This is a genomic window from Litoreibacter arenae DSM 19593, assembly GCF_000442275.2.
In the GTDB taxonomy this organism is placed as follows: Bacteria; Pseudomonadota; Alphaproteobacteria; order Rhodobacterales; family Rhodobacteraceae; genus Litoreibacter; species Litoreibacter arenae.
This window is the reverse complement of sequence record NZ_KE557310.1, coordinates 298168-321917: the sequence shown is the minus strand read 5'-3', so window position 1 is coordinate 321917 and position 23750 is coordinate 298168. Positions and strand designations below refer to the sequence as shown.

At 61.0% G+C, this 23750-nt stretch carries 23 protein-coding genes and 1 tRNA gene; 17 read left to right on the top strand and 7 right to left on the bottom strand.

Going from position 1 to position 23750, the window contains the following annotated elements; all coding sequences use genetic code 11:
• Nucleotides 1–73 precede the first annotated feature (73 nt).
• From THALAR_RS09265 to THALAR_RS09240, 6 genes are all read left to right on the top strand, one after another.
• The gene (locus tag THALAR_RS09265) at nucleotides 74–1780 is read left to right on the top strand and encodes an acyl-CoA dehydrogenase (protein ID WP_021101275.1); all 1707 of its coding nucleotides are present in this window, start codon (nucleotides 74–76) and stop codon (nucleotides 1778–1780) included.
• On the top strand, nucleotides 1777–2805 hold the full coding sequence (locus tag THALAR_RS09260; RefSeq protein WP_021101274.1) for an MBL fold metallo-hydrolase: 1029 nt from the start codon (nucleotides 1777–1779) through the stop codon (nucleotides 2803–2805). Before THALAR_RS09265 ends, THALAR_RS09260 begins: the two co-directional genes overlap by 4 nt.
• A 3-nt stretch (nucleotides 2806–2808) precedes the next feature.
• Nucleotides 2809–3267 carry a DUF6173 family protein gene (locus THALAR_RS09255; RefSeq protein WP_021101273.1) on the top strand — a complete coding sequence of 153 codons (459 nt, stop codon included), beginning with the start codon at nucleotides 2809–2811 and terminating at the stop codon, nucleotides 3265–3267.
• 77 nt (nucleotides 3268–3344) lie between these two features.
• Nucleotides 3345–3479 (top strand): aa3-type cytochrome c oxidase subunit IV, encoded by a 135-nt coding sequence (locus tag THALAR_RS09250; RefSeq protein ID WP_021101272.1) that lies wholly within the window; start codon nucleotides 3345–3347, stop codon nucleotides 3477–3479.
• A 9-nt stretch (nucleotides 3480–3488) separates the two neighbouring features.
• Nucleotides 3489–4082 (top strand): lipoprotein, encoded by a 594-nt coding sequence (locus THALAR_RS09245; protein WP_021101271.1) that lies wholly within the window; start codon nucleotides 3489–3491, stop codon nucleotides 4080–4082.
• Between the two features lie 97 nt (nucleotides 4083–4179).
• On the top strand, nucleotides 4180–5865 hold the full coding sequence (locus THALAR_RS09240) for a DM9 repeat-containing protein (protein ID WP_021101270.1): 1686 nt from the start codon (nucleotides 4180–4182) through the stop codon (nucleotides 5863–5865).
• 275 nt (nucleotides 5866–6140) lie between these two features.
• On the opposite strand, the gene rpsU is transcribed toward THALAR_RS09240, so the two are convergent.
• A complete protein-coding gene (gene rpsU / locus THALAR_RS09235; protein ID WP_021101269.1) occupies nucleotides 6141–6347 on the bottom strand; it encodes a 30S ribosomal protein S21 in 207 nt (68 codons plus the stop codon).
• A gap of 111 nt (nucleotides 6348–6458) precedes the next feature.
• On the opposite strand from rpsU, the gene THALAR_RS09230 reads away from it, so the two are divergent.
• Both THALAR_RS09230 and THALAR_RS09225 read left to right on the top strand, forming a co-directional pair.
• Nucleotides 6459–7142 (top strand): COQ9 family protein, encoded by a 684-nt coding sequence (locus THALAR_RS09230; protein ID WP_021101268.1) that lies wholly within the window; start codon nucleotides 6459–6461, stop codon nucleotides 7140–7142.
• A 15-nt stretch (nucleotides 7143–7157) separates the two neighbouring features.
• Nucleotides 7158–8141 (top strand): NAD(P)H-quinone oxidoreductase, encoded by a 984-nt coding sequence (locus tag THALAR_RS09225; RefSeq protein WP_040818256.1) that lies wholly within the window; start codon nucleotides 7158–7160, stop codon nucleotides 8139–8141.
• A gap of 299 nt (nucleotides 8142–8440) precedes the next feature.
• Here THALAR_RS09225 and THALAR_RS09220 read toward each other — a convergent pair whose 3' ends face one another.
• Nucleotides 8441–9073, bottom strand: a complete 633-nt coding sequence (locus tag THALAR_RS09220; protein ID WP_021101266.1) for a ribonuclease T2 family protein — start codon at nucleotides 9071–9073, stop codon at nucleotides 8441–8443.
• Nucleotides 9074–9212: 139 nt separating this feature from the next.
• Between THALAR_RS09220 and THALAR_RS09215 the strand changes: the two genes are divergently transcribed.
• Complete coding sequence (locus tag THALAR_RS09215) at nucleotides 9213–9965, top strand: DUF1013 domain-containing protein (protein WP_021101265.1); 753 nt, start codon at nucleotides 9213–9215, stop codon at nucleotides 9963–9965.
• Nucleotides 9966–10117: 152 nt separating this feature from the next.
• Nucleotides 10118–12076, top strand: a complete 1959-nt coding sequence (locus THALAR_RS09210; protein ID WP_021101264.1) for a bifunctional 2',3'-cyclic-nucleotide 2'-phosphodiesterase/3'-nucleotidase — start codon at nucleotides 10118–10120, stop codon at nucleotides 12074–12076.
• Nucleotides 12077–12199: 123 nt separating this feature from the next.
• Here THALAR_RS09210 and THALAR_RS09205 read toward each other — a convergent pair whose 3' ends face one another.
• Genes THALAR_RS09205 through clpS form a run of 3 tightly spaced genes read right to left on the bottom strand, consistent with a single transcriptional unit; the run spans nucleotide 12200 to nucleotide 14408 of the window.
• Nucleotides 12200–13006 (bottom strand): SDR family NAD(P)-dependent oxidoreductase, encoded by an 807-nt coding sequence (locus THALAR_RS09205; protein ID WP_021101263.1) that lies wholly within the window; start codon nucleotides 13004–13006, stop codon nucleotides 12200–12202.
• Between the two features lie 19 nt (nucleotides 13007–13025).
• Nucleotides 13026–14036, bottom strand: a complete 1011-nt coding sequence (locus THALAR_RS09200) for a class I SAM-dependent methyltransferase (protein ID WP_021101262.1) — start codon at nucleotides 14034–14036, stop codon at nucleotides 13026–13028.
• A gap of 21 nt (nucleotides 14037–14057) precedes the next feature.
• Complete coding sequence (gene clpS / locus THALAR_RS09195) at nucleotides 14058–14408, bottom strand: ATP-dependent Clp protease adapter ClpS (RefSeq protein ID WP_169788529.1); 351 nt, start codon at nucleotides 14406–14408, stop codon at nucleotides 14058–14060.
• A gap of 82 nt (nucleotides 14409–14490) precedes the next feature.
• Here clpS and THALAR_RS09190 point away from each other — a divergent pair, with 82 nt between their 5' ends.
• Entirely contained in the window at nucleotides 14491–15192 is a 702-nt protein-coding gene (locus THALAR_RS09190) for an HAD family hydrolase (RefSeq protein WP_021101260.1), read from the top strand.
• On the opposite strand, the gene THALAR_RS09185 is transcribed toward THALAR_RS09190, so the two are convergent.
• The gene (locus THALAR_RS09185; protein ID WP_021101259.1) at nucleotides 15189–16604 is read right to left on the bottom strand and encodes an FAD-binding oxidoreductase; all 1416 of its coding nucleotides are present in this window, start codon (nucleotides 16602–16604) and stop codon (nucleotides 15189–15191) included. The genes THALAR_RS09190 and THALAR_RS09185 overlap by 4 nt on opposite strands.
• A 111-nt stretch (nucleotides 16605–16715) precedes the next feature.
• Here THALAR_RS09185 and THALAR_RS09180 point away from each other — a divergent pair.
• A tRNA-Met gene (locus THALAR_RS09180) sits at nucleotides 16716–16792 on the top strand.
• 46 nt (nucleotides 16793–16838) lie between these two features.
• Here THALAR_RS09180 and THALAR_RS09175 read toward each other — a convergent pair.
• Entirely contained in the window at nucleotides 16839–17753 is a 915-nt protein-coding gene (locus tag THALAR_RS09175) for a 2-dehydro-3-deoxygalactonokinase (protein ID WP_021101258.1), read from the bottom strand.
• 122 nt (nucleotides 17754–17875) lie between these two features.
• On the opposite strand from THALAR_RS09175, the gene THALAR_RS09170 reads away from it, so the two are divergent.
• From THALAR_RS09170 to THALAR_RS09150, 5 genes are all read left to right on the top strand, one after another.
• Complete coding sequence (locus tag THALAR_RS09170; RefSeq protein ID WP_021101257.1) at nucleotides 17876–18862, top strand: aldose epimerase family protein; 987 nt, start codon at nucleotides 17876–17878, stop codon at nucleotides 18860–18862.
• 6 nt (nucleotides 18863–18868) lie between these two features.
• Nucleotides 18869–20311: an NAD-dependent succinate-semialdehyde dehydrogenase gene (locus THALAR_RS09165; protein WP_021101256.1), complete on the top strand. Its 1443-nt coding sequence runs from the start codon at nucleotides 18869–18871 to the stop codon at nucleotides 20309–20311.
• A 124-nt stretch (nucleotides 20312–20435) separates the two neighbouring features.
• Nucleotides 20436–21419 (top strand): membrane dipeptidase, encoded by a 984-nt coding sequence (locus THALAR_RS09160; protein ID WP_021101255.1) that lies wholly within the window; start codon nucleotides 20436–20438, stop codon nucleotides 21417–21419.
• Entirely contained in the window at nucleotides 21416–23059 is a 1644-nt protein-coding gene (locus tag THALAR_RS09155) for a hypothetical protein (protein ID WP_021101254.1), read from the top strand. Before THALAR_RS09160 ends, THALAR_RS09155 begins: the two co-directional genes overlap by 4 nt.
• The gene (locus THALAR_RS09150; protein WP_021101253.1) at nucleotides 23056–23649 is read left to right on the top strand and encodes a hypothetical protein; all 594 of its coding nucleotides are present in this window, start codon (nucleotides 23056–23058) and stop codon (nucleotides 23647–23649) included. Before THALAR_RS09155 ends, THALAR_RS09150 begins: the two co-directional genes overlap by 4 nt.
• Nucleotides 23650–23750: the final 101 nt, after the last annotated feature.

Below are 23750 nucleotides of genomic sequence, written 5' to 3'. Positions count from 1 at the left end.
GGTTATTTATTGCCCCTTTATCCGATCCTGCGGCCCCATGCAAAGCCGCGAGGTGCTAATTTGAGGACATCACATGCCCTATCGCGCCCCCAACGCCGACTACCAGTTTCTGCTTAACCACATCGTTGATTTTGTCGACGTCACCGCGACGGAGCGGTTTTCGGAGGCCACGCCGGACATGGTCTCGGCCATTCTGGACGAGGCGGCGAAGATGTCGAACGAGGTGCTGGCACCGCTGAACCGTCAGGGCGACTTGCATCCCGCCAAGCTGGAAAACGGTGTGGTGCGGACGTCACCGGGTTTCGCGGACGGCTACAAGGCCATCGCGGACGGCGGTTGGATCGGTATGGCTGCCAGTCCCGAATATGGCGGCATGGGGTTGCCGTTCTCGCTCCAGAATGCCGTGAACGAAATGATGGGCGGCGCATGCCTGTCGCTGCAACTGAACCCGCTGATGACCCAAGGCCAGATCGAGGCGCTGGAGCATCACGCGTCGGACGCGTTGAAGGAGTTGTATCTGCCCAAGCTGATCTCCGGCGAATGGTGCGGCACGATGAACCTGACAGAGCCGCAGGCCGGTTCCGACGTGGGGGCGTTGAATTCGAAGGCCGTGGACAATGGCGACGGCACCTATGCGATTTCGGGGCAGAAAATCTACATCAGCTGGGGCGACAACGACTTCAGCGAAAACGTGTGCCATCTGGTGTTGGCGCGTCTGCCTGACGGGGTGCCCGGGACCAAGGGCATTTCGCTGTTCATGGTGCCCAAGCTGATCCCCGACGAGAACGGCAAGCCCGGCGTGGCGAACTCGCTGAAAGTGGTGTCGCTGGAACACAAGATGGGTCTGCACGGGTCCCCGACCGCCGTGATGCAGTATGACGGCGCGACCGGCTGGCTGGTGGGCAAGCCCCATGGCGGCATGGCGGCAATGTTCACCATGATGAACAACGCGCGCGTTGGCGTCGGCGGGCAGGGCATTGCGGTAGCGGAGGCTGCGTATCAACACGCATTGGCCTACGCGCAGGAGCGCAAGCAGGGCAAGGCGGCAGAGGGCGAGACCATTCTGGGCCATGCCGATGTGCGCCGGATGCTGGCGCAGATGAAAGCGGATGTGTTCGCGGCGCGGGCCATAGCGGCTGCCTGCGCGGCGGCGATCGACATGCAGACCGCCACCGGCAAGGACGAGTGGGCTGCACGCGCCGCGCTGCTGACGCCGATTGCCAAGGCGTTTGGCACGGATACGGGCATCGAGGTCTCCCAACAGGGGATTCAGGTGCATGGCGGTATGGGCTTCATCGAGGAAACCGGCGCGGCGCAATTCCTGCGCGACGTGCGGGTAACGGCGATCTATGAAGGCACCAACGGCATTCAGGCGATGGACCTTGTAGCCCGCAAGATGATGGATGGCGGCGAGGCGGCCTATGCGTTGATCGATGAGATCGAAGCCTACGCGGAACGCTGCAAGGAGAAGGTGCCAGCATTGGCCGGTCCCGTGTTCACCGCGGCCGAGACGCTGCGCGAAACCACCGAATGGCTGGTCGAGCAGGACATGAACGACCGCTTCGCCGGTGCCGTTCCCTACCTGCGCCTGTTCGCGCGGGTGCTGGGCGGTTATTACCACCTGTGTGCGGCGAACGCGGCGGGGCTGGACTCGGCCCGTGGTCGGTTGGCGACGGTCTATGTGCAGCGCTTGTTGCCGGAACATGGCGGGCTGGCGGACCATGTGCGTCAAGGGGCGGATGACCTCTATGCGCTGAGTGAAGAGGATCTGGTGGCTTGAGCGAAACGCTCCGCTACCCGTTCCCGGATATTCCCGCAGAGGGCGAGGCGATAGAGGTCGCGGAGGGCATCTTGTGGATGCGCCTGCCGTTGCCGATGAAGCTGGACCACGTCAACATTTACGCGCTGGACGACGGCGACGCGTGGACGATTGTGGACACAGGGTTCCACTCCAAACGCGGCGTGGCGATCTGGGAAAAGCTGCTGGCGGGGCCACTGAAAGGCAAACCCGTTGGCCGTGTGATTGTCACGCATCATCACCCCGACCATATCGGTATGGCAGGCTGGTTTCAGGAGCCCGGCGCGGAGTTGGTGACGACGCGCACCGCTTGGCTGATGGCGCGGATGCTGGTGCTGGACGAGCAGGACAGACCCACGCCGGAAACGCTGCAATTCTGGACCCGCGCGGGCATGGACCCCGAGATACTGGCGGAACGGGCGTCGGAACGCCCATTCAACTTCGCCGACTGCGTGGTGCCTTTGCCGCTGGGCTACCGCCGTATCCGTGAAGGTGACACGCTGCACGCAGGGGGCCGGGATTGGACGGTCCGCATGGGTAACGGCCACGCGCCGGAACACGCGACGTTGTGGGCGGATGATGTTGTGCTGGGGGGCGATCAGTTGCTGCCGTCAATCAGCCCCAACCTTGGCGTCTACCCGACCGAGCCGGATGCCGACCCCGTCTCGGACTGGCTTGAGGCATGCGAGCGGCTGGGGGTCTATGCCACGCCGGAACAGTTGGTGCTGCCCGGCCACAAGCTGCCCTTTACCGGCCTGCCGCTGCGGATGCGGCAGTTGATCGACAACCACCATGGTGCACTAGCGCGGCTGCTGGAGCATCTCGACATGCCTAAGACCGCGCATGAATGTTTCCTGCCGCTGTTCAAACGCGAAATTCGCGGCGGTGAGTACGGGCTGGCACTAGTGGAGAGCGTGGCCCATTGCGCTCACTTATATTTGGCTGGACAAGCCACCCGCAGTTTGCGCGATGATGGGGCATATGTGTACCAACGCAAAGGGGCTTGAGGTATGGGTGACGAAATCGAAACAACCGCAGAGCTTGTCGAGGCCTCGGCGTTGCGTCGCGCGGGTGTGGTGCACGTGCGCCCTTGCAGCCCGACCCCCGAGGAAGAGCCGCTGCCGGAGTCGATGTCCAAGACACCGATCGAGCAGAAATCACCGGCGGAATGGGCCTATGAGCGGTTGATCCTGTATATCAAGAACTTCGAGGAGAAGCTCGACAACGACCACGAGGTCGCCATGGGCTTCGTCGGTGGCGACGCGGGCGTGATGCGGATCGAGGGCATCGGATTCTATGCACCGGATATCATCACTTTCTACGGCTCCGACCCCGGCGGGGCGCGGACGCAGCAAATCCAGCATGTCAGCCAGCTGAACGTGCTTTTGCGCGCCTTGCCGAAACACGTCGACCAGCCGGAGCCCAACCGCATCGGTTTCCGGCTGGCGCAGGATCTGGCAAAAGCATGAGCCCGCGTCCCCCTGACGCGTGACAGCGGCGCAAGAATCCGCTAACTCACGAAAAACGCCAATTACGGAGAAGACCAATGGCTGAGCACGAACACGGCTCCATGGACATCAGCGATCACGAGAAGACCTTTGCGGGCTTCGTGAAATTCACCACTTACGCTGTCATCGGCATCCTGATCTTTCTGGTGCTGCTTGCGATGGTGAACGGCTAAACACTTTCGATGAAACGGTTGTTATTTGTACTCGGGCTGGTCAGCCTGCTGGCGGCCTGCGGGGCGGAGCCTGTCTGGGCGCCTGATGAGGACGTCCGTGCCAAGGCGTATCGTGACAACGGGCCCGCTACGATCACCCTGATTACTGTGATTAACAACCGCTCTGGCGCGGGCGGGCATACGGGGCTGCTTATAAACGGGTCGCAGCGTGTTGTCTGGGACCCTGCCGGAACGTGGTGGAACCCGAATGCGCCCGAACGCAACGACCTTCACTATGGCATGACCGATCACATGGTCGACGTCTATGTCGATTATCACACCCGTCAAACCTACCACACGGTCCTGCAAGAGCTTCAGGTCTCGCCCGAAGTGGCGGAGCAGGCGATCCGCGAGGCGGCGTCATACGGCGCGGTTCCGAAAGCGTCCTGTTCCCAGTCCACCACCGCGATTCTGCGCCGCCTTCCGGGGTTTGAGAGCATCAAGCCGTCGTTTTCCCCCATCAAAACCATGAAGTCCTTTGCCAGTTTTCCCGGCGTCAAAACTCGCAAGGTTTATGACGACGATCCGGACGACAATGCGTCCAAACTGCCGGGCGGCGCTTGATTTACCGTAAAACTATAATTTTCGACGAAAATGTGCGATATCTGACAATGCGTGACGTTATTTTGTGCGCTTGTGTTAACAGATGTTGGACTTTGGCATGGCTCATTATCAGGCCGCGTTGGGCGGTGCTTTCTTAACCTTTCTGGGATCGATTCCCGCAGCGGCGGACATGAACCCGACCGAAGAGCGGCTTTTCCTGCTGTTGAAATCCAAACCCAGTTTCATGCGTGCGATGCCAGCGGGGCGCGAGATGCGGGAACTGGTGTTTAAGGGCAGGGCTGTGCCGGGTCCACTGGAATGGGGAGAGTCGCCGACCGAGATAGGGATAAAGCCCATTGGACTGGTGACCCATGTGGCGCGAAATTGCTCGAATGACACGGTCGGCGTTATCAGCGACACGTTCAAGGCCAGCTATGAGCAAACACAATCTTGGGAAGTGACTGTAGGCACGGAGCTGACCAACTCTGTCGAGGTGACGGCGTCCCTGCCGGGCGTTGTAGAAACGACGGCGGGAACGGCGGTAACCCTGAAGTTCGAAGGCTCGAAGGGCGGAGAGACGAAGTCCACCAAATCGCATGACGCGGGCTACTCCATACCGGTTAAGCCGGGCCGCGAGCTGGATGTGCAGTTTCAGATCACCGAGCAGGTGATCGAAGGCACCCCGTTCAGCATCGAAATGGAGCTTCTGGGCAAGGTCGAAATCACTCATCCACCGCAGGGGAACTGGGTGCGCTACAGAGGGTCAGTGCCCGCAAAAGCCGTCAGTGCCGGGAAAGAATGGAACGCCGCCGGAACAAAACGGCGCGATCTGTGGGTATGTCGCGCGGCCGGAAGCCCGCATATCGGCAAGGTGATCGGCCGCAGATGTAACTACGGATATGGCGGCCAGGAGAAGACGACCACCAATTTCGACGTCCTTGTTGTGGCAGGGCTGGAGACGAACTGGGTCGGTAAGTCCCAGTTCGAAAGTGGTGATGATTATGATGAGGACATCGTCGCGGAAGGAAAGGCGGAGGTTTTCTATGGCGGGCAGGAGAGCCGCCCGACGAAGCGATATAAAGGATGGACATTCGTTTGCCGCGCCAAGCACAAAGGGGACTTCCACCCTGGCAAGGTGGTGACCAACGATTGCATGATCGGTTACGGTGGAAAGGAATTGCAGAAGGGAAGATACGAAGTCCTGATGCGCGGCAAGGAAGTTGGCGATGTCACGCCTGTGGACTTGCAAGATCACCTGCCGGACGCGGCAGAGCGCACCTTCGTCGTGGAGGGCGTGTTCGAAGACGCGAGATCCTTCGGCGCCACTACCGTGTTCGGTACCTCCCGCCCGGTTAACCGTACTGTCTGCCCGGGATATGTGCCGCCGCAAAACGATACCTCGATCCGGGATGTCGAAGTGCGAACGTCCGAGCCTGTTACATACTCCGGTGATTCCGTGGCAATTCCGGCCGCGTATAACGATAGCCGTGAGCAGCCGAAGGAGCCGAAGGCACAGGGGGAGCCCGCGATCAACGGCACGGTTCTTGCGAAGATTTCCTACGGGGAAAACGGCGAAGCCCGTGCCACGCTGGTCTCCCGCATCCTGCGCGACCTTCGCGCGGATATGTTCGGGGCTGACGTCGTGGCTGTGCAGCAAGCGTTGAACGATGCCGGGGCGGCTTTGCAGGTGGACGGCTATTTCGGCGCCAAGACAGCCCGCGCTTTGCGTGAATTCCAGCGGGCGCAAGGCCTGTCCGTGGACGGGGTGTTCGGGCCTCAATCGCAAAATGCGTTGGGATTGTGACGGTTTCACGACTTTTTCACGCGCATGATTGTTAACCTTGCGTTAACTTATCCTTACGACGCGTAAAGAGTTCCGGGGGGAATGGTTAAAAAGTAGCTTAGTGATTGGTGTCCTATTTATATGTCTGGCAGGCCGTGTGGTGTGTTTTTGCCTCTGGCCTGCGGACACCCTCGATTGTCGAAAAAGTCATTTTACCGGCTTTGACCGGGAAAATACAAAAAACCCCCGTGGCGCAAGCTACGGGGGTTACTTATTTCGTGCTTAAAGACTGACGCTTATAAACCGCCTTCGCGCTGTGCTTTTTTACGAGCCAGCTTGCGGGAGCGGCGGATGGCCTCGGCCTTCTCGCGTGCTTTCTTGACAGACGGCTTTTCGTAATGTTGCTTGAGCTTCATCTCACGAAAAACGCCCTCACGCTGAAGTTTCTTCTTCAGAGCGCGGAGAGCTTGATCGACGTTGTTGTCGCGAACGCTTACCTGCATGTGGTGTCACCACCTTCCTAGGTTAGATTTGCAAGATTGCAGGAAGTGGCGATATAGCAAAGCCGCCCTAACTTGTCTACCAAGGAAACAAGCCCTTGAAAGGAGCCCGCCATGGACGACGCCAAGACTAGGATTCTGGATGCAAGCCTGCCGCATGTGACCTTCGACGGCTGGTCGCAAGCGACTTTTGAAGGCGCAATCGAGGACAGTGGCGTCGATCCTGCGCTGGCCCGTTCGCTTTTCCCACGTGGGGCGTTGGATCTTGCGATTGCCTTCCACAAGCGCGGCGATGCGCAGATGGTGGCGCGGCTGAAAGCCGAGAACCTGTTGTTGATGCGGTTTCGCGACCGAATCGCGGCGGGCGTGCGTTTTCGTCTCGAGGCGGTCGCTGAGCACAAGGAAGCCGTGCGCCGTGGTACGGCCCTGTTTGCCCTTCCAATGAACGCGGGCGACGGGGCGAAACTGGTTTGGGGCACTGCGGACGCCATCTGGACCGCCTTGGGCGATCAGTCCAAGGACCACAACTGGTACACCAAACGTGCGACTTTGTCGGCCGTTTACGGCTCGACCGTGTTGTTCTGGCTGGGCGACGAGAGCGAGGATCATGCAGCGACGTGGGAGTTTCTGGACCGGCGCATCGACAACGTGATGCAGTTCGAAAAGGTGAAGGCGCAGGTGAACGCCAACCCTGTTGCCTCCAAACTGATGGCGGGGCCGAACTGGCTGCTGTCGCAAATCAAAGCGCCCGGGTCGGGGTTCGACGCGGACCTGCCCGGACATACGAAATCAAAGTAAGGACCTGATATGACGCTGCCAGAAACGATGCGTGTCGTGGAAATCATCGAAGCGGGCGGACCTGATGTCTTGGAACCCGCGTCCGCGCCGGTACCGGAACCTCGCCATGGCGAGGTGTTGATCGCGCTGGACTATGCCGGTGTGAACCGGCCTGACGCGTTGCAGCGGGCGGGCAAATACAATCCACCTGCGAGCGCGTCACCGCTGCCGGGCCTTGAAGGGGCCGGTACAGTCGCAGCCATTGGCGATGGGGTCGCGGGTCTGAAGGTGGGCGACGAGGTTTGCGCCCTGCTTCCGGGCGGAGGGTACGCCGAATATGTGCGCACCCCGGCGGCCCACTGCCTGCCTGTGCCCAAAGGTCTGAGCATGGCGCAAGCGGCGGCCCTGCCGGAGACCTATTTCACCGTGTATTCCAACGTGGTGATGCGCGGCGGGTTGAAGGCCGGGGAGCGCTTCCTTGTACATGGCGGCTCCAGCGGGATCGGCACAACGGCGATCCAGCTGGCGAGCCTCATGGGCGCACGGGTGTTCACGACCGCTGGAACCGACGAGAAATGCGACGTGTGCAAGAGTTTGGGCGCAGAGCAGGCGATAAACTACAAAGAGGCGGATTTCGTGGAGACCGTCAAAGCCGAAGGCGGGGCGGATCTGATTTTGGACATGGTTGGCGGGGACTATCTGCCGCGCAACGTGCGCGCCCTGGCCGATGACGGGCGTTTAGTGCAGATCGCGTTTTTGCAAAGCTCGAAGGTGGAGCTGAATTTCGTGCATGTGATGGTGCGGCGACTGACGATCACCGGCTCTACGCTACGTCCGCAAAGCGACCTTGCGAAAGCGAGAATCGCGGCAGAGCTGAAGCAGCATGTATGGCCTCTGCTTGAGGCTGGACGCATGGCCCCGGTGATGGATAGCGAATTTGATCTCGAAGATGCAGCGAAGGCGCATGCTCTGATGGAGAGTTCAACTCATATCGGGAAAATCGTGCTTCGAGTAAAATAAAAGTCGGGTCTCGGGGAGACCCGACCTGAACCATTTACCCCTCTGGCAGCTTAAAGAGGCTGCGCAACTCGTCTTCAACGCTGGCCCGCGGCGCCAAGCGTCGGGCCACAGCGTTGCGCCGATTTCAGCGCTATTTCCGCTCGACCCTTAGTTTACCGTACCAAACGCTCCTTCCCCGAAGGAGATACCGAACGAGTAAGGAATACCATACCTTTGGTGAGTCGTTTCAAGAGAAAGTCGATGACGTAGCGTAACTTTTTCTTTCAGAATCTGACGCAATGGCGAAATAATCAGTCATTTCAGCGGACTGGATCGAACAAGGCGTCAGTGAGCGCACAGTCGCTAAACGCGCCATTTCCACAGATTCGAGGGGTCAGGTCCTTGGATAGGCACACGCGAATCTCTTGGATACGGCGTTTTTTGCATGTCACCGTAATCATATTCCCCGACAGATTCGAGTTTTCCTGCAAGAAGGCCTCTTCGACAACGGATGCCGGAAGTTTGACTGGCGCCGTGAGTTTTCGGAAAACGTCCGGCCGATTTATTGCGCTGTAGGCCCTTCGCGACGCCGCAAAATACTGCTCTGCCGACAGCCCCGAACAACGCCCGTGCTTTTTCCATTGGTGCCACGCCAGCCCGCCAGAGCCCATTATATCAGCCATCGCGTTGGTTTGGCTGCGGGACGGATCACGGTGCGGAGTTCTGCAATAGGACGGCCATCCGTGATCGTTTTGCGGCCACAATCCGTGCAGGGTCCAGCCGTAGTCATGCCGGTCGTCGCATTGATCCGCATCGCGGGCATCGCCTTCCAGTGCGCACCAGTTGGGCGACCAACTGAGCGACAGCACGTAGTAGTCAAAGTCACCGGCGCGTTCGCCCTCGGCCCACAGGGGGGCAGCCCAGATCAGCAGACCGATCAACAGAATGCGCATTTTCTCTTCCCCTATGACAAAACCGCCCCTATATAACCCCCAAGTTCCCCAACACCACGAACTTGTTCCAATCGGGACAGCCCCTGAGCCGGGTGACGGGAAAGTTGTGTCCGCTGATGCGGCAAGTAGGAGAGAGAATATGGCGCTACCCATTATGGCAAAGGCCACCGCTGTCTGGCTGGTGGACAACACGACACTGACCTTCCCGCAGATCGCCGAGTTCTGCGGCCTGCACGAATTGGAAGTTCAAGGCATCGCCGACGGCGACGTCGCCGCTGGCGTGAAAGGGTTCGACCCGATTGCCAACAACCAGCTGACGCAGGACGAGATCGACAAAGCCGAGAACGACCGCAAGTACCGCCTGAAACTGAAATACAACGCCGCCGCCGAGGGCGAGGAAGTCCGTCGTGGCCCGCGCTACACGCCGCTGTCGAAGCGTCAGGACCGCCCCGCGTCGATCCTGTGGCTGGTGAAGTTCCACCCTGAGCTGTCGGACGGCCAGATCTCCAAACTGGTCGGCACCACCAAGCCAACGATCAACGCAATCCGCGAGCGCACCCACTGGAACATCCAGAACATCCAGCCAATTGACCCGGTCGCCTTGGGCCTGTGTAAGCAATCCGAACTGGATGCGGCGGTTCAGAAGGCCAACGCCAAACGCTTGAAAGAGGGCACCGCTTTGACGGATGAAGAGCGCCGCAAACTGGTATCGACCGAGCAGTCTCTGGGTGCCGAAGAAGAGCCCGCGTTGCCGACTGCGATTTCGGGACTGGAGACTTTTACCCTGTCAGGCAATGACGACGACGAGGAAGAGGATGACAACCTGTTGGTCGATGCCGACAACCTGTTCAACCTGCCCGACGCGCCGAGCGCGGATGAAGACGACGATTAAGCCGGTTTACAGTTGCTGATACACGCGCCGCTGCCCTTCTGGGTGGCGGCGTTTTCTTTGAATGAGGGCGATTCAGAGGGCGATGTGATAAAACTGTTGTGAGACTCAGGCAATCCGTTGCCAAATCAAGCCATCACATAGGGGGAATTCACATGACCAAGCTGACACTCGACCGCCGCCATTTTCTGATGGGGACCGCCGCGCTGATCGCCGTGCATCCGTTCTCGGCCCGTGCTGCTGCCAATCAGGCGCATTTGCGGATCATGGAGACGACCGACCTGCATGTACATGTCTATCCCTACGACTACTACGCCGACAAACCTATCGACACAGTGGGTCTGGCCCGCACCGCCTCGATCATCGGGGATATCCGAGCGGAGGCGACGAATTCCATGCTGATCGACAATGGCGACTTCCTCCAGGGCAACCCCATGGGCGACTACATCGCCTATGAGCGCGGGATGAAGGACGGCGACATGCACCCGGTCATTCAGGCGATGAACACGGTCGGGTTCGACGCGTCGACCTTGGGCAACCATGAATTCAACTACGGGCTGGAGTTCCTGACGAAAGCGCTGGCAGGCGCAGACTTCCCCGTGGTGTCGGCGAACATCGTCAAGGAAATGGGGGCGGACCCGACCAAGGACAAAACCCTGCTGCCGCCTTTTGTCATTCTGGACAGGACTGTGACGGATGGTGAGGGCAACAGTCACCCGATCAAGGTCGGCTTCATCGGTTTCGTGCCGCCGCAGGTGATGAACTGGGACCGCAAACATCTGGAAGGCAACGTGCAGGCGCGCGACATTGTCGATACCGCCAAGGCCTATGTGCCGATGATGAAGGAGCAGGGAGCCGATATTATCATCGCACTCAGCCACTCCGGTATCGGATCGGCGGATCATTCGGACGGGATGGAGAACGCATCCGTGCCGCTGGCGATGGTCGACGGGATCGACGCGATCATGACGGGGCATAGCCACCTGGTTTTCCCGGGGCCGAAATACGAGGAGTTTGCAGGCGTTGATGCCGAGAAAGGCACGCTACACGGCAAACCCGCCACGATGGGCGGCTTCTGGGGGTCGCACCTTGGGGTGATCGACCTGATGCTGGAGCGGTCGGGCAACGAGTGGAAGATCGTCTCTCACATGTCCGAGGCGCGGCCTATCTCGCAGCGCAACGAGGACCGATCAGTTACCGCGCTGGTCGAAAGCGACGAGGCGGTGCTGGCCTCCGTCGCAAAGGAGCACGAGGAAACGCTGGCCTATGTGCGCCGTGCGGTGGGCAAGACCGACGCCGCGTTGCACAGCTACTTTGCCTTGGTCGCGGATGACCCGTCGGTGCAGATCGTATCGAACGCGCAGGTTTGGTATATTGAAGATCAGCTGACAGGGACCGAGCACGAGGGCCTGCCGATCCTGTCGGCAGCGGCACCGTTCAAGGCAGGTGGTCGTGGCGGGCCTGAGTATTTCACCGACGTGCCGGTGGGGGATGTGGCGATCAAGAACGTGGCGGATCTGTATCTGTATCCCAACACGATCCGCGCTGTGCGGGTGACTGGCGCTCAGGTAAAGGACTGGCTGGAACGCTCTGCGGGGATGTTCAATCAGGTGGAGCCGGGGCAGCCGGATCAGGTGCTGCTGAACCCGGAGTTCCCAAGCTACAATTTCGATGTGATCGACGGGGTAGAATACCAAATCGACCTGTCGCAGCCGTCGAAGTTCACAGCGAAGGGGGAGCCGCTGAACCCCGACGCGAACCGCATCGTGAACCTGACATATGAGGGCGCGCCGATTGATCCCGAACAAGAGTTCATCATTGCCACGAACAACTACCGCGCGTCCGGCGGCGGCGACTTCCCCGGCACGGGCGACACGATTGTGTTCGAGGGGCCGGACACCAACCGCGACGTGATCGTGCGCTATATCGTGGAGCAAGGGACCGTCAGCCCCCGCGCGGATGCCAACTGGACATTTGCGCCCTTGGACGGTGCGTCGGTGCTGTTCGATACCGGGCCTGCGGCGAGCAAGTATCTCGGTGACGTGACCAGCGTGGAGATCGAGCCTGCGGGGGATGGACCAGACGGGTTTGCGCGCTTCCGTATCACGCTTTGACCTGATTGAGCGCCTACGGCGCACGCGATGTTTTGTTGGGGCTCTGCCGTCGCCATTGTCACTCGGACCAATGGCGCGACAAGAGCGACCCCCGAGGTATTTTCGGAAAAAAGAAGTCGTGGGTCAGTGCGCAGTGGTACCGACGGGGTCGAGCAGGGCGCGGCCGCCGTCGACGGTCATGATCTCGCCGGTGATGAAGCTGGCACCGGGGGAGCAGAGGAATTGCACTGCGTCTGCCACCTCTGTGGCGGGGGCGATGCGTCCTAGGGGTGTGTGTTCGATAATGTCGTCGCGCAGGTCTTCCGTCTCCTTGAGTGACGTCTTCAGACTGGCGCTCATCACCGAGCCGAAGGCGACCGCGTTCACGCGGATTCGGTGAGGGGCCAGTGCGATGGCCATGGTGCGGGTCATTTGGTCAAGCGCTGCGCAGGAGATCGAATAGCCCATGAGCCCGGGCCGCGAGCGGCGTGCGGCGATTGACGACAGGTTGACGATGGAGCCCGCGACCTCGCCCTCCTCGGCGCCTTCGGATTGCTTGATCATGCGTTTGGCGATCAGCTGGCTCAGGCGCAGACCGGACATCAGGTTTTGCTGCAACAGCTGCTCGACCGAGTCATCCTCATCATCCATAGGGTCTGTCGGCATGACCTGACGCGAGGCGTTTATCAGGATGTCCACGCGGTCAAACGCGTCGATGGTGGCGGATAGCAGGTTGGCCTGACTGAGCTTTTCACGCAGGTCGCAGGAAAAGATGCGCACGGGGCCGTCGTCGGTTGCGGCATCGCCCATTTCGGCGCGCAGATGCTCCTCGTCACGGTCGGCCAGCATGACGTTGGCGCCTTCGTCGATGAACTTGCGGGCGATGGCAAGGCCCACCCCGTTTGCGGCGCCGGTGATAATGGCGGTTTTGCCTGCAATGGAAAACGACATGAAAATGCCTCCGGTTGGGTTAGCGTTTGGTGCGTGCGGCTTGTGACAGGCTGAGAGGGCGACGGGCGCAGATCACCTTGAAACCTGCGGTCTGAGCAATGGTGTCGACCTGTCCGAACCGCTCGTTCAGAGTCTGCTCGTAGGGCAGGTTGCGGTTTGCAACCATCCAGAATTGACCTTTTGGCATCAGCATGTCCGCGGCGCGGCGGATAAACATCTGGCCAAGCTCCGGCGCGGGTTTGCGGCCCAGATGGAAGGGCGGGTTCGACACCACCGCGGCGTAGTTCTTACCGGTGTGATAAGTCACGTCGCCCCAATGGAATGCTGCGCGTGCGTCCGAGATGTTCAGCTTGGCGGCTTCCAGCGCGTGGTGGTCTGCCTCGATCAGATCGAGGGTGGTGACGCCTTCGGAGCTTAGAATCTTGCGTGCCAGATACCCCCAGCCCGCGCCAAGATCGGCTACGGGGCCCTTGAAATCCGGCAGGTGCTGCGCCAGCAGGGCGGAGCCTTTGTCGATGCCATCGGACGAGAACACGCCGGGATAGGTGGTGAAACCGCCATCGATGGTGATGGGCTTGGCCTGCCAGTCGAACAGGTCGGGCAGGGTGTCGGGTCGGGGGAACCAGAACAGCTTGCCATGGGCTTTGGAGTAGACCTCCACGCCGTCAAACCGCGCACGCACAGCTTTCAGCACCGATTCCACGCCATCGGTTTTCGCGCCTTCAACGGCGACGATGCCACCCGCCGCGGTCAATTCGGCCGCGCGGGCGATCAGATCGAATGTCGCCGGTTTGGATCGGTGGCACAGCACGAGGCTGGCAGCAGCGGGTTGCGCAGGCTTCACCGACACCGAAAACCCGCGCGAGGTCAGGGCTGTGTGGTCGGGATAGAAGCTCTGGCTCAGGTGCATACGTTCCGGCGCGGCAAAGCTCAGGTCCATGTCGCCAGCGGCGTTGAGCACGGCAATGTCTCCGTCGGGCAGGGCAAGCAGGCCTTGCTCCAGCGCCAGGGAAAAACGGGTGTCTGTCATAGCGGGGGGTAGGCGCGGGGCCTACTCTTTCTCCATGGTGCATTGCAGCGGATGCTGGTTGCGGCGGGCGAAGTCCATCACTTGCGCGACCTTGGTCTCCGCAATCTCGAACGCGAACACGCCGACGACAGCGAGGCCTTTCTTGTGCACCGTCAGCATGATCTCGACCGATTGGGCATGGTTGAGGCCGAAGAACCGCTCCAGCACCAGCACGACGAATTCCATTGGCGTGTAGTCGTCATTGAGCAGAAGCACCTTATAAAGAGGCGGGCGCTTGGTCTTTGACTTGGTTTTTGTCACGACGGAGGTGTCGCCCTCCGGGTCGTCATTATTGTCGGACATGATGATCTCGAACGGGGTCACAGTCGGCATTCCTTGCGGCAGCAGGCTTTCGGTTGGCGAGGCCTACTATATAAGCGTGCTACGAGTCCAGAAAAGGGGGGCATCACGTCACATGAGTCAAAAGATCACGACAATCGGTTTCGATGCCGATGATACGCTGTGGCAGAATGAACAGTTTTTCCGCCTGACCCAAGACCTGTTTTACGATCTGCTGAAGGATTACGCCGATACCGACCATCTGGCAGAGCGCCTGTTGCAGTCGGAGCGTAAGAACCTTGGCCAATACGGTTTCGGCATCAAAGGCTTCATGTTGTCGATGATCGAAACCGCGATTGAGGTCACGGATAGACAAGTGCCGGTGGACGTGATCCAGCAGATCATCGAGGCGGGACAAGAGATGTTGCGCCATCCGATCCACCTGCTTCCCCATGCGCAAGACGCTGTGGAAGCCTTGGGCCGCAATTTCCGACTGGTGTTGATTACCAAGGGCGACCTGCTGGATCAGGAGCGCAAGCTGGCGCAGTCCGGCTTGGGCGAGATGTTCGACGCGGTGGAAATCGTCGCTGACAAGACGCCTGAAACCTACATCCGCGCCTTCATGCGCCATGGCCACGGGCCGGACCGCGCGATAATGGTGGGCAATTCGATGAAGTCCGACGTGGTGCCCGCCATCGAGGCAGGCGGCTGGGGCGTGCATGTGCCGTCCACATTCGAGTGGGAGGTCGAGAAGGCCGACGCCCCCGTGGATCACCCCAGGTTTCGGGTGCTGGAAGATCTGGGTGGATTACAGGGCTTGGTCTCGGACCTCGCCTAATTCGTCTGCGGCAACACCTTGCCGGGGTTCATGATGTTATCTGGATCAATCGCCGCTTTCACCGCACGCATCACCGCCAGCGCCACCTTGTCCTTGCGCCGCGCCATCGACGGCTTCTTGGTCAGGCCGATACCGTGCTCGGCGGAAAAGCTGCCGCCCAAGGATAGCACCACATCCTCGACCGCCTCGGTCAGAATATCAATATGCGCAGCGTCGCCTTTCGTGGGGAACAGCAGAAAGTGGATATTTCCGTCGCCAAGGTGGCTGACGGAGGTATGGATCGCTTTGGGATCGAGTTTCGCCAGCCGCGCGTCGATAAGTTCGAAAAAGGTCGCGACCTTGTCCACCGGCACGCAGATGTCGTTGTTGATCATCGGCTGGCGGATCAGCATGACCTCGCCCGCCGCTTCCCGCCGCTCCCACATCTCGCGGCGTTGGGAGTCGTTTTGTGCCACGACCGCGTCAACGACACGCCCGTCCTCCATCATCTCTGCCAGCGTGTTTTCCAGCAACGTCACGAGCGGGACCGTGCCATCGGAGAGTGGGTCCGTCAGGACTGGCGCTGTCGCGCCGACCTCGACCATGATGTTGATGTCATGGCGCTTCTCGAAGGGCGCGCGGGCTTTCGGGAACATGGTCAGGTGGTCCTCGATATAGACCGCGTCCATGTATTCGAAGGCTTCCACCAAGCCGCCAGTCGCTGCCTGCAAATCGTTCAACAATGTCAGCGCGTCCGGCAAGGACGGCACCGCGACCATGGCAGTCGCATAGGCGCGGGGCTTCGGGAAAAGCTTCACAACGGCAGAGGTAATAAGCCCCAGCGTCCCTTCCGCCCCGATCATCAGGTCTTTCAGGTCGTAGCCGGAATTGTCTTTATGCAACTCGCTCATCAGGTTCATGATCTGGCCGTCCGGCAACACGACCTCCAGTCCCAGGCACAAGCCACGGGTAGAGCCGTAGCGCACCACGTTGGAGCCGCCCGCATTGGTGCTGAGCGCCCCGCCGATCATGGCCGAGCCTTTCGCCCCGAAGGTGAGCGGAAACACCAGATCATGCGCGTCGGCGGCCTCGTGGATTGACGACAGCACGGCGCCAGCCCCGACAATGGCTATCCGCGCGTCGGGACGGATCTCGCGGATATCGTTCATCCGCTCCATCGAGATCATCACCGCGTCCTTGCCGTAGGTGCCACCCGCAAGCGAGGTGTTGCCGGAGACCGGTACAATCGCGGTTTTACTGGCGGCACAGGCTTTCACCACGGCGCTGACCTCGTCGGTCGAGGCGGGCCGGACCACAGCAATAGGTGTGGCTTTGTAGTTGCCCGTCCAGTCATGGTCATATTTGGCGGTGTCGGCATCTGTGAGCACGTGGGCATCACCCACGATGTCGCGCAATTGGGTCAGCAGGGTCATGGGGGTCTCCATCTTTGCGGCGAAGTTCCTCTGCAAAGGCCACAATGGCAAGCCCCAAACCTCAGATTCGCGCTTGACCCCGCCCTCGCGTTTTCATATCCCCCGCCCAGCGGCGTTATAGCTCAGTTGGTTAGAGCGAACGACTCATAATCGTTAGGTCCCTGGTTCAAGTCCAGGTAACGCCACCAGATAAGCCCGTGGATGCAGAGATGCCTCCGCGGGTTTTTTTTGTGCTCAGACCTGCGCGATGAACGCCTTGTAGGCAGCAGTCAGCCCGTTGAGCGTCGCCTTCTTCGCGTCATGCTGCGCAGGCTCGAACCCTTGGGCGGCCATTGCTTTGGCATAAAGCACATTCACGGCGGGCAAGCCGACCAGCGCCACAGGTTGGCCCAGCCAGTAGGGGCGCGCTGCCGCCAGTTCCAGCCCCAGCAGGATGCCGGACAACCGGGCGCGGGAAACGGCGGGATCGGCCCCGTGCAATAAATCCACAGCGCGAATTTTGAAAAGTTGCGTGGCGACGGCCTCGGGACGGCTGATCGTGTCGGCAATCGCGCCTTGGAACGCTTCCTGATCCAGCCCGCCGCCATCCCCAATGGAATGGCGCAGCACGGATTCGCGGCTGAGCAGGTCGAAAAGCTCGCCGGTCATGAAGGTCTGGAAGGACACGACCTCGCCCGCGCTGATATGCGCCCATTTCGTATGCGTGCCGGGCAGGCACAGGATGCCGTCAAAATCGGGTTGATCGACAAGAAAGCCTGCGATCTGCGTTTCCTCGCCGCGCATCACATCGGCGGAGCGTTCCTGTTTCAGCCCCGGCACGATGTGCAGCGAAATACGCGCGTCGCGGCACGGCACCGCTTGCGCCGCGCCGAGCGGGGCACATGGCACTGCGCGATACGGCGCCTCGGCCCATCCCTGACGCGATCCGACCATGCCGCAGGCGACCACGGGCGTCGGTGTGTCGTTCAGCCAAAGCGCGATATGCGAGAGCAGCGTAACCTCGAACTCGTCCGGCTCAAGCCCTGACATGCCTTGGTCGGAGCCGTTTTCTGCCAGAACCTCGCCCGCGTCGGTCATGGCCCAGACCCGCAGGTTGGAGGTGCCCCAGTCGACCGCGATCCAGTCGGGATATGTAACATCGTTGGTCATCAGGCAGTTACTAGCATATTGCTGGCGATGTCCAAGGGGGCGAGTGATCGCATCTTGCGGGTCGGCGCGGGGTGGGGTTTGTTGGCGAGGCATCCGGCCCAAGACATGAGAGGACGACACCTGTGCGATTTGGCGAAATGCCTGACGGCTCCCCTGTTCAGCGCCACCGCATCGAAGGCGGGGGGCTGGTGGCCCATGTGCTGTCCTACGGCGCGGTGGTTCAGGATTTGCGGCTGGAGGGCCATGATGGGCCGTTGGTCTTGGGGTTCGAGGAGTTCGCGCCCTACCTCACCGACAGCCCCTATTTCGGCGCGGTCGTTGGACGGTGTGCGAACCGCATCGGCGGGGGGCGGTTCGAGCTTGACGGGGTGGCCCATCAACTCGACCTCAACCTGAATGGTCGGCATCATTCACACGGTGGCTCCAAGGGTGTCGGCAAGCGAAACTGGATCGTGGAAAGCGTCGCCGCCAACAGCCTTACGTTACGCATTGACCTTGCCGACGGCGAAATGGGCTATCCCGGCAACACGACGGCCCGCTGCACCTATAGCTGTCTGGAAGGCGGCGTGTTCGATATCCGGCTGGAGGCCGAAACGGACGCACCGACCCTCTGCAACTTTGCCCATCACAGCTACTGGAACCTGGACGGCGGCGCGACGACGGAAGATCATGTGATGCAGGTAGATGCCGACCGTATGACGGTGGTGGATGCCGATTTCATTCCGACCGGAGAGGCTCGGGACGTCACCGGCACCCGCTACGATTTCCGCACGGAGCGCCCGATCCGCGACGAGGTGTTCATCGACCACAACCTCTGCCTGTCCGACACCCGCCAGCCCTTGCGCCGCATCGGCCATTTGCGGTCGCTGAAGTCGGGTGTGGAGATGCAGATGCGCTCGACCGAGCCGGGGCTTCAGGTCTATGATGGCTACAAACTGGCTGTCGGGCCAAGGGGGCTTGGCGGCCGTAGCTACGGCGCAAGTGCGGGCGTGGCGCTGGAGCCTCAGGTCTGGCCCGACGCCATCAACAACGACAGCTTCCCAAGCGCGGTCCTGCGCCCGGGAGAGACCTACCGACAACAAACACAATTCTCGTTCAACAAGGAATAACCCGATATGAGCTATACGAAATACCTGAAAGAAGCCAACTTCATCGGCGGCGAATGGGTCGGCGCGGATAGTGGTGACACCATCGACGTCACCAACCCCGCCACGGGCGAGGTGATCGGCACAGTTCCCGCCTGCGGCGATGCGGAGACCCGCCGGGCCATCGACGCGGCTTCTGCCGCATTTGACGGGCTGGCGGGTATGGGCCTGATGGAGCGCGTGGGCCTGCTGTGGAAGCTGCACGACGCCCTGATGGACAACCAGAAAACGCTGGCCGAGCTTTTGACGGTCGAGATGGGCAAGCCCATGGCGGAATCGATGGGGGAGATCGGCATTGGCGCGCAATATGTGCGCTGGTTCGCCGAGGAGGTCCGCCGCGCCAAAGGCGAAATCGTGCCTGCGCCGACGAATGGCCGCCGGTTCCTTGTGACCAACCATCCGGTCGGGGTGGTGGGGATGATCACGCCCTGGAACTTCCCGTCCTCCATGCTGGCCCGCAAGATCGCGCCCGCATTGGCTGTCGGCTGCACAGTCGTCGCCAAACCTGCCACCGCGACGCCCTATAGTGGCCTCGCATGGGGCGCGTTGGCCGAAGAGGTCGGCTACCCGAAAGGCGCGGTCAACATTGTCACCGGCTCCGCCCGCAAGATCGGCGGTGCGATCATGGACGATCCAAGGGTGCGCAAGGTGACCTTCACCGGCTCCACCGAGGTCGGCAAGGAGCTGATCCGGCAGTCGGCGGACACGGTCAAGAAGGTCTCGATGGAGCTGGGCGGCAACGCGCCGTTTCTGGTGTTCGACGACGCCGATATCGACGCGGCGGTGCAGGGCTGCATGGTTTCGAAATTCCGAAATTCGGGGCAAACCTGCGTCTGCGCCAACCGCATATACGTGCAGGACGGCGTCTATGACGACTTCGTGGCCAAACTGAAAACGGCGGTCGAGAACCTGAAAGTAGGCGACGGCCGCGAGGACGGGGTCGAGCAAGGCCCACTGATCGACATGGATGCCGTGGAAAAGGTCGAGGAGTTCATCTCCGACGCCAAGTCCAAAGGCGGCAACGTAGTCACTGGCGGCGGACGACACGGTAATGGTCAAAGTTTCTTCGAGCCGACCATCGTGACCGAGGCGACGCAGGACATGAAGTTCGCCAAGGAAGAGATATTCGGCCCGCTGGCCCCTGTCTTCCGGTTCAAGGACGAGGATGACGCGATAGCCTGGGCCAACGACACCGATTTCGGGCTGGCCTCCTATGCCTATACGCGCGATGTGGGGCGCATCTTCAAGCTCAACGAAAAGCTGCAATACGGCATGATCGGCATCAACTCCGGCCTGATCACGACGGTCGAGGCACCGTTCGGTGGCGTGAAGGAAAGTGGTCTCGGCAAGGAAGGCGGCAGCCAAGGGCTCGCCGACTATCTGGACGTCAAATACACGGCTGTGGATTTCTAGGCGGGGCAAATTTCCGAGGGAAATTTGGGTCCAGAGTTTCGATGAAACTCTGGCGCGATACAGGAAGGGGCGCACATGCGCCCCTTTTTCTTGCGTTTGTGCCGGTTTGTGGCAGGGTGACTCCATGAGATCCCCTGTCATTGACAACCTGCAATACGTCAACTGGTCGGAAATCGCCTTTCGCCAGCTTCGGCAGGGCGGGGTCGACGCCATCCACGTCACCATCGCCTATCACGAGAGCTTTCGCGGGGCCGTGCTGAACGTGTCGCAATGGAACCGCTGGTTCGAGCAATATCCTGATCTGATCATGCGCGGAGTATCCGGCGATTGCGTGCGCAAGGCCATCGAGACGAACCGCACGGCGGTGTTTTTCGGCTTCCAAAACCCCTCGCCCATTGAGGATGATATCGGGCTGATCGAGGTCTGGCACCAGCTTGGCGTCCGCTTCATGCAACTGACCTACAACAACCAGTCGCTGCTTGCGACGGGCTGCTACGAAGACGACGACACCGGATTGACCCGCTTCGGTCGGCAGGCGGTAGATGAGATGAACCGTGTGGGCATGGTGGTGGACATGAGCCATTCCGGCGACCGCTCCACCCTTGAGGCGATCGAGCATTCCAGTCGGCCCATCGCAATCACCCATGCCAACCCCAAATGGTGGCACAGCGCACTGCGCAACAAGAGCGACGAGGTGCTCTGCGCGCTGACCGACGCGGGCGGCATGCTGGGATTTTCGATGTACCCGCATCACCTGAAAGACGGCTCGGACTGCACCTTGGACAGCTTTTGCGACATGATCGCGGAAGCTGCGTCGCGTTACGGGGCGGACAATCTCGGGATCGGCTCGGACCTGTGTCAGGACCAGCCCGACAGCGTGGTCACATGGATGCGCAACGGGCGGTGGTCCAAGCAAATGGACTACGGGGAAGGTTCCGCCGCGCAGGCGGGGTTCCCGACGCAGCCGGACTGGTTCACCGACAACCGCGACATGCCGAATATCGGCACAGGGTTGTTGAAGGCGGGCTTTTCCCAGCCGGAGGTTGACGGCATCATGGGCGGCAACTGGCTCCGGTTCTACGACAGCTCTTTCGGAGGTGAGACATGACAATCGCTTTGCCCCCTCAGGAGCCACTGCGCAGTCCCGACGAGGTGATGCGGCTGGAGCGGATGGGCTCCATGTTCCCGTCCCGGCTCAGCTTCCTGCGCTCGCTCACCCGCCGCCTGAGTGCCGACAAGGCGGTCGTGACCCGACCCGTTTGGCAGATGGACGCAGACGGCTTCGGCCACGCCGTCTATTCGCTCACTTTGGGCGGGCATGTCTATTCGCTGGTGGCGTTTTCCAACCGCCTGGACCCCGCAGACCGAACGGATCGCGTCATCGCGCAAGCGTGGGACTCGGCCTTCGTGCTCTATGACGGAGTGCCTGACGCGGCTGAAATCGACCGTTTGCGCGACAACGCGCCCAAGCAGGAAGCGGGTCGTTTTTGCGAGCGTGATCTGGTCCTGAGCCGTGCCAACAAGTCCGTGCGGCTGTTCGATGAGGTGACCAGAGCCTTGCGCGAAGGACGGCAGCCGGACGCTGAAATGGTTGGTGATATCGGCTACCTGATGCGCACGACGGCGGTATATGGCAACGGCAAGTTCGGCATCGCGGACCGCAATGTGATAGCAGAACGCCCCGGTCTGGAAGGCCCGTTCGCCGCTGAAATGCTGACGGTCTGGCTAATCCGCGGCTTCACGCATGATCTGGCGGAGCATGTCGGCGGGGGCGAACTGGACCGGGCTTTGAAGCGACATCTGGGCATCGGTAACTCCACCGGCTTGGGCATGGCACCGTTCTTGGTGTCGCATCCGGAATTGCTCAACAACTGGATGATGGTCCGTGAAACCGCGTTGGCGCGGGTGCGGGCGGTTCCGGTGTTGGACGAAATGCAACGTGCGCGGCTGGTGGCTTTGGCCGACCGCGCCGCGAAACACCTGAGTCAGTGGAACGTGCCGGACGAGCGTCAGCAGGCACGGATCGACTGCTTGCGGCAGGATTGGGCAGACCTGACGTCGCAACTGAACGACCTGCTCGACCAGCCCAAGCCGCTGGACCAGCTGGTCCGCGTGTCGCAGGTTCTATCGGTGGAATGTCAGGAATTGGTCGTCTCGCTGGTGTTGGAGCCCTTCGGCCATTTGATCGACGGACTGACGGACTGCATGGGCGCCGGACCTCTGGCTCCGCTGGACCCGCGCATGGATGTCGCCGACTTGCGCGACGCCATGCAGCGCGAGTGCGGATGGGCGTTGCGCTATGATTTTGACGACCCGCGCGAGGATGCCCAATTCTGGTATGTCAGCGAGGAAAAGCAGGAGCCCCGTTTGGGCCTGAGATACGAGGAGCAGGGGGGAGAGTTGGAAAGCCCGCTGGATATTGCGCGGCAGATTCAGGCGCTGGCGGCTGACCTTGAGGGGGCCACGGGGCCGCTTGGCGAATTTCTGCGCGCCACCCCCAAGCATCGCAGCGCCGTGAGGCGGGTGCAGCTTCTGGCAACCCACCCTTACGCGGAAATCAGGAGCAACCTGATCTGCGAACGCTGCAAGCCGATTGATATGCTGCGCTGCAAGCTGTCCTTTTTCGGGGCCGCAAAGTTTGACCCCAAATCCGACCGCTGGACCCGCATCACGCTGGCCCAAGGCGCGCCGTTGCATGACGAACTGGACAATGCGGATGACTGGTGGATGCCGGTTTTCAACGCGTGAGCTGGATCGAAGACTTCCTTGACGACGGGCCGGACTACGCAGCCGAGCGCCGCTCGGTCGCGGAAATGCAGGCGTTGTTATTGAAAGCGGGTTTGGGCGCAAAGCTGCCTCTGGGCCACGCGCAGGATTTCGCGGGCATGGCAGACCTGCTGATGAGCGACCCGACGCTGTTCGCCGTCGGAACTGCGGCGCTGGAAGCCGATCATGTCCCTGTGCTGTCAGAGGGCACGGCGGAGCACATGGTCATCGACAAGGCGCGCATCGCGATGGCTGCGCCTGCGCTTGTGGACGCTCTGGTGTGCGGGGCTGCGCGGGTTGTCTTGCACGATCTGGACTGGCCGCAATTGCTCTGGCCGGTGTTGCTGCGGGCGGAGCGGGTCTACGGGATAACGACGGAGTTCCACCGACCAGACGCGAAGACGGTCATGGTGTCCAAAGCCGTGCGAGGTCTCAAGCCTCTGGGCGATCCCCAGCCTGTGCCGTTGGTGCCATTGGCGCGACTGCAAGACTTGGCGGCCAAGACCTTTGTGCCTTCCACAGAGGCCTCGCGCCGCTCCGGCGCGGGTGCGGGGCTGCAAGACAACGATTAGATGGAACCGTGTTTTCGGGATTCCTGAAAGTGACGCGGAGTCTCCGAATATGGTTTGCGCCGCCCGCATTGGTGCAACATGGCTAGTCCGAATGCCAAGCA

Excerpts from the sequence above, each read along its gene's own strand:
- THALAR_RS09265 (WP_021101275.1), top strand. The coding sequence starts at position 74 with ATGCCCTATCGCGCCCCCAACGCCGACTACCAGTTTCTGCTTAACCAC.
- THALAR_RS09255 (WP_021101273.1), top strand. The coding sequence starts at position 2,809 with ATGGGTGACGAAATCGAAACAACCGCAGAGCTTGTCGAGGCCTCGGCG.
- THALAR_RS09250 (WP_021101272.1), top strand. The coding sequence starts at position 3,345 with ATGGCTGAGCACGAACACGGCTCCATGGACATCAGCGATCACGAGAAG.
- THALAR_RS09245 (WP_021101271.1), top strand. The coding sequence starts at position 3,489 with ATGAAACGGTTGTTATTTGTACTCGGGCTGGTCAGCCTGCTGGCGGCC.
- THALAR_RS09240 (WP_021101270.1), top strand. The coding sequence starts at position 4,180 with ATGGCTCATTATCAGGCCGCGTTGGGCGGTGCTTTCTTAACCTTTCTG.
- rpsU (WP_021101269.1), bottom strand. The coding sequence starts at position 6,347 with ATGCAGGTAAGCGTTCGCGACAACAACGTCGATCAAGCTCTCCGCGCT.
- THALAR_RS09230 (WP_021101268.1), top strand. The coding sequence starts at position 6,459 with ATGGACGACGCCAAGACTAGGATTCTGGATGCAAGCCTGCCGCATGTG.
- THALAR_RS09220 (WP_021101266.1), bottom strand. The coding sequence starts at position 9,073 with ATGCGCATTCTGTTGATCGGTCTGCTGATCTGGGCTGCCCCCCTGTGG.
- THALAR_RS09215 (WP_021101265.1), top strand. The coding sequence starts at position 9,213 with ATGGCGCTACCCATTATGGCAAAGGCCACCGCTGTCTGGCTGGTGGAC.
- THALAR_RS09210 (WP_021101264.1), top strand. The coding sequence starts at position 10,118 with ATGACCAAGCTGACACTCGACCGCCGCCATTTTCTGATGGGGACCGCC.
- THALAR_RS09205 (WP_021101263.1), bottom strand. The coding sequence starts at position 13,006 with ATGTCGTTTTCCATTGCAGGCAAAACCGCCATTATCACCGGCGCCGCA.
- THALAR_RS09200 (WP_021101262.1), bottom strand. The coding sequence starts at position 14,036 with ATGACAGACACCCGTTTTTCCCTGGCGCTGGAGCAAGGCCTGCTTGCC.
- clpS (WP_169788529.1), bottom strand. The coding sequence starts at position 14,408 with ATGCCGACTGTGACCCCGTTCGAGATCATCATGTCCGACAATAATGAC.
- THALAR_RS09190 (WP_021101260.1), top strand. The coding sequence starts at position 14,491 with ATGAGTCAAAAGATCACGACAATCGGTTTCGATGCCGATGATACGCTG.
- THALAR_RS09185 (WP_021101259.1), bottom strand. The coding sequence starts at position 16,604 with ATGACCCTGCTGACCCAATTGCGCGACATCGTGGGTGATGCCCACGTG.
- THALAR_RS09175 (WP_021101258.1), bottom strand. The coding sequence starts at position 17,753 with ATGACCAACGATGTTACATATCCCGACTGGATCGCGGTCGACTGGGGC.
- THALAR_RS09165 (WP_021101256.1), top strand. The coding sequence starts at position 18,869 with ATGAGCTATACGAAATACCTGAAAGAAGCCAACTTCATCGGCGGCGAA.
- THALAR_RS09160 (WP_021101255.1), top strand. The coding sequence starts at position 20,436 with ATGAGATCCCCTGTCATTGACAACCTGCAATACGTCAACTGGTCGGAA.
- THALAR_RS09155 (WP_021101254.1), top strand. The coding sequence starts at position 21,416 with ATGACAATCGCTTTGCCCCCTCAGGAGCCACTGCGCAGTCCCGACGAG.